Raw genomic sequence first — 6,938 nt, forward strand, 5'->3', positions numbered from 1 at the left:
CCTCTTCATTACCGCGTATTTTCATTTACTCCGCTTTGGCGGCTAGTTTCACCTCTTTACCACCCCATGACTATTATGAATGTCGGCAGCAAAGAGGTATCTGATTCCAGATATAAAAATGGCTTATCAAATGTTCACCATTATTTCAACAAATTTTTCTCCATTTAATTCTTCCACAAGTTCTCCTTCTAGATTCGCACCGTCCTCTCCATATATGTCAAGAATATGGTCCCTCTGATATAATTCAGGTGCAAATTGAATTTTTACATTTACTTCAGCTGAATCATCAATATCCTCTGGATACAAAATTCTTAAAGCAAAAGATCCGTCCGAATTGACGAAAGATGAATCTGAATAACCGATTGTCACATAATCAGTAATCTCCAAATTAGCTTTCACTTCTGCCCCATCCGCCAAATTAGAACGCCCGGTTATATAATAATATTTACTATCATGCTCAACTTGAATATTATCCAACCAAACATCAACATCTCCTTGGTCATTCGGATAATTCATGACTGGCTCTTCTGATTCAAGTACAACAAACTCTCCTTCGATTGGTTCATGCGACACCAGAACCTGAGCCATATATTCAAGCACCTGTGCGCTCTCATAGTCTATACGAGTATAAGGTCCTGTTATTTGGCCTAAATCTTCTCCATAATGCTGATACACTTCATCAGGCTGTGTAGCAGTCGATTTAAAAGTGGCAGAAATAGCAATTTCAGTATCATATTTTTGCGGATGCTTTAATTCTGTCGAAAAGCTACCATCCTCTTCTACGTCTAACCATACTCCATAATTAATAAACGTATAATCTAGCGAATCAGGCTGTACCCAGACCTTTGTTCCAGGTATGAGATTGGACTTCCCCTCTACTTCATAATGCTCTTCAAATTCCTCTACCTTTATTTCTAACCTTACTTCTAAATCCCCTTGATCATCCGGAGCGTCACCTGCACCAAGAGCCGTTACATCAACAGACTTTCTCTCTGTTCCCTTTGTTTCTTCTGACTCTTCTTCGTTATTGTCTGTAATAACAGGTTCATCTGTTTCTGCTTCCACTTCTTCACTTGATGTTGTACCACCATTATTACAAGCAACAATAAATAAAAGTGAACTTGTAACCAGAACATACAATAGCCATTTTTTCAATTTTCACTCTTCCCTTTCTAGTTTTTCTCAATTATTAAGTATCCATGTAATTACTACCCTTTTCAATAAGGAAAAAAACCTATTTATTACCATTTTTTAGAAATGATTACTATAAAGAGGGAAGACACAAGTAGGTTTATAGCATTTTAGACCAAAAGGACCATAACTAATCTCTCGCACACAAAAAACCAAAACAAAAAATACCCGCCTTATCAATAAGACGAGTATTTTTATTATATTTTTGACCAAGATCTCATTTTCTTTGTAGCTATATACAATAAACATCCAGTGAGTAGGAGAGTCGTAATAAGTGACATCCAAAGCTCCCCACTTGATGATCGTACTAGAATTTGACCAGCCTCCGCTTGTAATTGGGTTGGGCTCCATTTCATAAAAGCGGGGATAAGCATGTCTGCCAAAGCTAAAATTGCGACAATACAAATGGTGAGTCCGGCAATCCCTGCCCCGTTTCTTAAGAATGTGCTTATACATAACGTTAAGGCAATAAGAAAGCCAATCCACAAAAGATAAATAAGTGTACTATATACGAGCTTTTCTAGCGTAACAGTACCGAATAATTGTACAGTATAATACCATGTCAAAAAGTAACTAAGTCCAAAACTAACACCAAATAATATAAGCAAACTCATCCATTTACTTAAAATATAGTGAACAAACGAAACGGGTCTAACTAGAACAAATACAATCGAACCGTTATTTCTCTCATGAGCAATGGAGTTCATCGAAGCTAGCACAAAAAGTAACGTACCTAGTAGAGCAAATTGTGACAAGGTGCCGATTAACACTTCTGATGCGTACGGTGTTGGAATATCAATAACCGCTCCTTCTGGCAATCCACCTGCGGCTTCTAATAATTGAGGCAAATAATACATACTTAACGGTTGCGAGATACCCAAAATACATAAGGCAATGGGTAACCATATCCATTTCCCGTTTCTTAAACTTTCCGTCCATTCTTTTTTTACCAATATAGCTATGGCATTCATTTTTGTAACACCTCCAAATACGCCTGTTCTAACGTAACAGGATTGGCATTAAAATATTCCACATCCATCCCCTTTTCAAGTAGTCTTCTCCAGCAAAGATTAGCATCATATCCTTTCTCCACTTGTAAGAGAACTTCATTATCCGCTACTTCTTTTACATGTAGAATGCCTTCACCTGTCTGAAACACATTCTTTAAGGTTGTTTTCGTTTTAATTTGGATTGTCAGTTCTTCCATACTTGAGCGGAGCTGTTCAAGCTCTCCATTCCATTTTAATTCACCTTTTTTTAAGATCAGCACTTGATCACATACCTGCTCAGCATCATGGAGAATATGAGTCGAAAACAAAACCGTCATTTTCTTTTTCATTTCACGAATTAATTCAAGTACTTCTCTCCGTCCGGTTGGGTCAAGAGCGGATACAGGCTCATCTAATATTAATAATTCTGGCTCGTGTAAAATAGCTTGTGCAAGGCCTAAACGCTGCTTCATTCCACCAGAAAAACCAGCGATTTTCTTTTTTCTTACATCCTTAAGTCCTACAAATTTCAATACTTCCTCTAAACGTGCTTCTCTGTTGGCTTTTGGTAGCTCTGAAAGCTGGCCACATATATTCAAAAATTCCTCTGCCGTCATCCAACCAAATAATTGTGGTTGCTGAGGCAAAAAACCAATCGACTTCCGAAAATCATTCTGTTTATTGTGGAAATGAATCGTTCCTTGGCTTTCGTCCAGTAATCCAGCTAACATGTGTAAAGTTGTCGTTTTCCCCGCTCCATTGGGTCCAAGTAGTGCGATACATGTACCATGCTGAATTTTAAAAGAAACATCTTTTACCGCCCAATCGCCTTGATATCTTTTCGATAATTGATCGACATTTACGAGTACCTCCCTCTCCCCACTTTGCATTAGTCATTCCTCCTACCAAAAACAAAGTATAGGATTGGACCAATGATATTAATGAAAATAATCACCAGTACCCATACCCACTTCGGACCATTTGTTGCTTCACTTCTGAAACAATTCACTAAAGCAAATGTCATTAAAATCAATTGTAAAATAATAATCGGTGTAATTAACCCCCAGTTAAGCTCTTGTAAAATATCCATTTCTTACTCCTCCATCCTTTTGATTTGTCTTCTTTTGGATATATATATAAACAATAAATAAAATAGTGTTGGGGTCGGTGCTTGAATCAGACCCCATAGCCCCCAAAACCATGGATATTTATTTCTTTTTTTCGCATCAATAAACAGTAAAATGCTTTGTGTCAACAAAATCGCAGCAATGAATGGAATAAGCACATACAAATTCATTTCCGTTGCTATCGTCCTATTTAATTCATTGAGTTGATTCATTCGACCCACTGTCCTTCCTTGCCTTTTTCCTTCTTAAATAGATAAAAAACAATAACGACTGCCATGAAGAAAACAAGTGCTTGAATGACTAAAAACAGCTTTTGCGATTGGAGAAATAAGATACTAATAGTGCTTAGTAGGACAACAGCCGTTAACAGAAACAACAACAACTCCTTAACAAGCCTTTTTCTTTTCTCTTTCACAAAAAGTTGAACTTGCTGACTAGCTTCAAAACGACTAGTAGTTACATCTTGACTTAGATCATCTACTTTTTGCCAATCCCTTTGTAGTTGTTGAATGACTTTTTCATCTTCCCTCTTCATCTTGCTCCCTCCAATCCTTCCTTAATTTTGTTAAGCCATGATGTACCCTTGATTTAACGGTTCCCTCTTTAATTTGTAAAAGCTTCGCAATCTCATCGTACTGATAACCATAATAATGCTTGAGCAAAATCGGTACCTTAAATTGTGGTTCAAGTTCATTAAATTCAATAAAATGCTCACTCCAGCTCACACCGTGTTTATCCGCATTCCAATTTAATTGTCTAGAAATTAACTCTTTCATTTGTTTCATTTTCTTCTTTTCCTTGGCTTGCTTTCTTTTCAAATCAAGATATAACCTTGAAGCAATGGAAATCAACCATGTTGAGAACAAGCTATCACCTTTAAATGTTGTTAGTTTCAAATAAGCCTTCAACATCGTTTCTTGGGCTAAATCTTGGCTCACATCCTCCTGGACGGTTAGTTTGAGCAAATATTTATATAAAAAAGGGAAGTGCCTCTGATAAAGCCTTGTAAATGCTTCATCATTTCCTTTTAATACGGCTACTATTATTTGTTCATCTGATAACTCACTCATAAGACACCTCCCTTTTTTAGCTTTCAACTATATGACGTAAGAAGTTTAGAATTCGTTCAAAATAAAAAAATTAATCCATTAATTAACTTGCAATTCCGAATAAAACCACAGCTATTGCTTGTCCACACAAAACATGTAACACTAGAAAATACATTTGTATTTATCAACTAGACAAAGGAGAAACAATCATGAAATTAATCCTTAAACTATTAATGGGAATTATTATCGGTATTTTAGTTGGTTTATTTGCTCCTTATGGTATCATAAGATTATTTATTACATTTCAAGATATCTTCGGTAGTTTTATTACCTTTATGATTCCTTTTATTATTCTTTTCTTTATTGCCAGTGGTGTTAGTGGCCTTGGTAAAAGCTCTGGAAAACTTGTAGGTTCAACGGTAGGCTTATCGTATGTATCAACGATTATAGCTGGTACCTTAGCTTTCTTCGTCGCGATTACAGTTATTCCCTTATTATCTCCTAGTGGACAAGAAATCACAGAAAGCACCGGACTTACTTCATTTTTAGAACTAGAAATTGAACCTCTCATGAGTGTTATGACCGCATTAATGATCGCTTTTGTTTTTGGAATTGGGTTGACCAAAATTGAAGGGACTTGGTTAAAAAGCTTTTTTGATGAAGGAAAAGATATTGTTGAACTCGTTATTGCTAAAATTATTATTCCTTTACTTCCTTTTTATATCGCAGGTATCTTCGCCTCAATGGGAGCTGAAGGAACCGTTTTTGAAACACTAAAAGTATTTGGCCTTGTCTTATTAATGGTAATTACGCTTCATTGGGTATGGTTACTTATCCAATATACGATTGCTGGAATGATCACACGCCAAAATCCTTTTGCGATTTTGAGGAAAATGCTTCCTGCTTATTTTACAGCACTTGGAACGATGAGTAGTGTGGCAACAATTCCCGTTACCCTACGTTCCCTCAAACAAACAAAGGTAAGAGAAGGTATTGCTAATTTTGGTGTTCCACTAGGAGCTTCTATTCACTTATCTGGTAGTATGATTACCATTACTTTATGTTCGACAGCCGTGATGATGATGTTACCAGGTTTTGAAATACCTACAATTATGCAAATGCTCCCTGTTCTTCTCATGTTAGGGGTTGTTATGGTTGCTGCACCGGGTGTTCCTGGCGGAGCAGTGATGGCAGCTGTTGGTGTATTAACAGAAATGTTAGGTTTTACCGAGGCAGCGATTGGTTTAATGATAGCTCTTTACATGGCCCAAGATAGCTTTGGCACTGCCGCTAACGTTACCGGGGATGGAGCGATTATTACATTAGTCGATAAACTTGAAAAAGAGGATTTCGAAGTAGAAAATACAGAAACGAAAGCATAATGATGTAAGAAGCCCGCAGAATTTTATCATTCTGCGGGCTTACTTGTTACGTTTACTTCATTAATCGAATGTCCAAATCGTCGTATACTTACAATCCAAAACTACTGTTCACCTTATTCAAAACCTTGTGCATATTCCCTGACACAGGGTGCAAAATGCTCATCAAAGCCAACCATTTTTCGCTTTCCGTTTATTGGAAATGACGGAATGTTCCCCCTACGATAGATCTATTCATAGTTCGGCTCAAAATCATAACCAACACCCATTGTTTGATAGCGTAGAGAGTTTAAAGGTAGTCGTTCATGGATTCAAGTTAAAAATGGAATTGCGGCTTTTGCCATTGTTTAAACTTCCCGAGGAGAAAAGTGATGGGAGAATGTATTGACTCGGACTGAGAATTATGAAACTCAGTCAATTGATAAGAATTAATCAACTACCTTTTTTATTCAGCCGCTAACCACGGACTTAGTTGTAATGACACATCACTCGTATTAATTGATTGACCTAATGTAAATCCGGTTAAATTCTGTGCTCTAAAGTTGATGGGTGGGACTTCTTGTACACTGCCAAATCCAGAATTTTTTCCTGCTAACGCAGAACCATTCACTTGATTATAGACAGCCAGATAATAAATGGTATCATCAACTAATGTAACGGGTGAGATCAATGGTAATGTAAAAATACCGCTCGTTACTGTGTCAACTATATCTGTAATGGCAATTACTGTTGCTTCAACATTAGACGTCGGTAGCAAAACAGCCATTTGAAACTCCCCTGTACCTGTTCCACTTTGCACAATATATGCAGTCATATTTGAAACAGTAGTGACTTGCTGTATATAAAATAATGCTCCTATGGCTTGGTTATTCCCACCACCCTCATTAAATGAAATTTCAGTTTCAACACTAGCCAACGTAGTCGTTTGAATAAAAAATGGTGTTGGCCCTCCTGTACCACCTGCAGGCCCAGTTGCTCCTGTTACTCCTTGCGCTCCCGTTACTCCTATTCCCGTCGGACCGGGTGCTCCTGTTACTCCTTGTGCTCCCGTTACTCCTATTCCCGTCGGACCGGGTGCTCCTGTTACTCCTTGCGCTCCCGTTACTCCTATTCCCGTCGGACCGGTTGCTCCTGTTACTCCTTGTGCTCCCGTTACTCCTATTCCCGTCGGACCGGGTGCTCCTGTTACTCCTTGCGCTCCCG

General features: G+C 37.8%; 9 protein-coding genes and 1 pseudogene. 1 reads left to right on the top strand and 9 read right to left on the bottom strand.

All coding sequences use genetic code 11. The features are described 5' to 3' along the window. Positions 1–126 precede the first annotated feature (126 nt). The 7 genes from PQ479_RS06605 to sigY form a co-directional block, all read right to left on the bottom strand. Positions 127–1,155, bottom strand: coding sequence for a hypothetical protein (locus tag PQ479_RS06605; RefSeq protein ID WP_047988472.1), 1,029 nt, complete (start codon positions 1,153–1,155; stop codon positions 127–129). A 233-nt stretch (positions 1,156–1,388) separates the two neighbouring features. Beyond that, entirely contained in the window at positions 1,389–2,162 is a 774-nt protein-coding gene (locus PQ479_RS06610) for an ABC transporter permease (protein ID WP_047988471.1), read from the bottom strand. Beyond that, positions 2,159–3,070, bottom strand: coding sequence for an ABC transporter ATP-binding protein (locus tag PQ479_RS06615; protein WP_047988470.1), 912 nt, complete (start codon positions 3,068–3,070; stop codon positions 2,159–2,161). Before PQ479_RS06615 ends, PQ479_RS06610 begins: the two co-directional genes overlap by 4 nt. Continuing rightward, positions 3,070–3,270: a PLDc N-terminal domain-containing protein gene (locus tag PQ479_RS06620; RefSeq protein ID WP_047988469.1), complete on the bottom strand. Its 201-nt coding sequence runs from the start codon at positions 3,268–3,270 to the stop codon at positions 3,070–3,072. The genes PQ479_RS06615 and PQ479_RS06620 overlap by 1 nt, the downstream gene beginning before the upstream one ends. Positions 3,271–3,273: 3 nt before the next feature. Next, a complete protein-coding gene (locus PQ479_RS06625; protein WP_420535530.1) occupies positions 3,274–3,519 on the bottom strand; it encodes a transcriptional regulator in 246 nt (81 codons plus the stop codon). Next, positions 3,516–3,842 carry a DUF5345 family protein gene (locus PQ479_RS06630; protein ID WP_047988468.1) on the bottom strand — a complete coding sequence of 109 codons (327 nt, stop codon included), beginning with the start codon at positions 3,840–3,842 and terminating at the stop codon, positions 3,516–3,518. Before PQ479_RS06630 ends, PQ479_RS06625 begins: the two co-directional genes overlap by 4 nt. Next, positions 3,826–4,377, bottom strand: coding sequence for an RNA polymerase sigma factor SigY (sigY, locus tag PQ479_RS06635; protein ID WP_047988467.1), 552 nt, complete (start codon positions 4,375–4,377; stop codon positions 3,826–3,828). Before sigY ends, PQ479_RS06630 begins: the two co-directional genes overlap by 17 nt. Before the next feature lie 188 nt (positions 4,378–4,565). On the opposite strand from sigY, the gene PQ479_RS06640 reads away from it, so the two are divergent. After that, complete coding sequence (locus PQ479_RS06640; RefSeq protein ID WP_047988466.1) at positions 4,566–5,738, top strand: dicarboxylate/amino acid:cation symporter; 1,173 nt, start codon at positions 4,566–4,568, stop codon at positions 5,736–5,738. Positions 5,739–5,854: 116 nt separating this feature from the next. Here the strand turns inward: PQ479_RS06640 and PQ479_RS06645 are convergent. Both PQ479_RS06645 and PQ479_RS06650 read right to left on the bottom strand, forming a co-directional pair. Beyond that, positions 5,855–6,125 (bottom strand): annotated as a pseudogene (locus tag PQ479_RS06645) (IS5/IS1182 family transposase); the annotation flags it as partial. Between the two features lie 55 nt (positions 6,126–6,180). Next, on the bottom strand, positions 6,181–6,938 hold a 758-nt coding region (locus PQ479_RS06650), incomplete at its 5' end, for a collagen-like triple helix repeat-containing protein (RefSeq protein WP_273716835.1).

Source organism: Alkalihalobacillus pseudalcaliphilus (genome assembly GCF_028610675.1).
In the GTDB taxonomy this organism is placed as follows: Bacteria; Bacillota; Bacilli; order Bacillales; family Bacillaceae_D; genus Alkalihalobacillus; species Alkalihalobacillus pseudalcaliphilus.

Bases quoted from the DNA above. Each gene is read 5' to 3' on its own strand.
- PQ479_RS06610 (WP_047988471.1), bottom strand. From the start codon at position 2,162: ATGAATGCCATAGCTATATTGGTAAAAAAAGAATGGACGGAAAGTTTA.
- PQ479_RS06625 (WP_420535530.1), bottom strand. From the start codon at position 3,519: ATGAATCAACTCAATGAATTAAATAGGACGATAGCAACGGAAATGAAT.
- PQ479_RS06640 (WP_047988466.1), top strand. From the start codon at position 4,566: ATGAAATTAATCCTTAAACTATTAATGGGAATTATTATCGGTATTTTA.
- PQ479_RS06630 (WP_047988468.1), bottom strand. From the start codon at position 3,842: ATGAAGAGGGAAGATGAAAAAGTCATTCAACAACTACAAAGGGATTGG.
- PQ479_RS06615 (WP_047988470.1), bottom strand. From the start codon at position 3,070: ATGCAAAGTGGGGAGAGGGAGGTACTCGTAAATGTCGATCAATTATCG.
- sigY (WP_047988467.1), bottom strand. From the start codon at position 4,377: ATGAGTGAGTTATCAGATGAACAAATAATAGTAGCCGTATTAAAAGGA.
- PQ479_RS06620 (WP_047988469.1), bottom strand. From the start codon at position 3,270: ATGGATATTTTACAAGAGCTTAACTGGGGGTTAATTACACCGATTATT.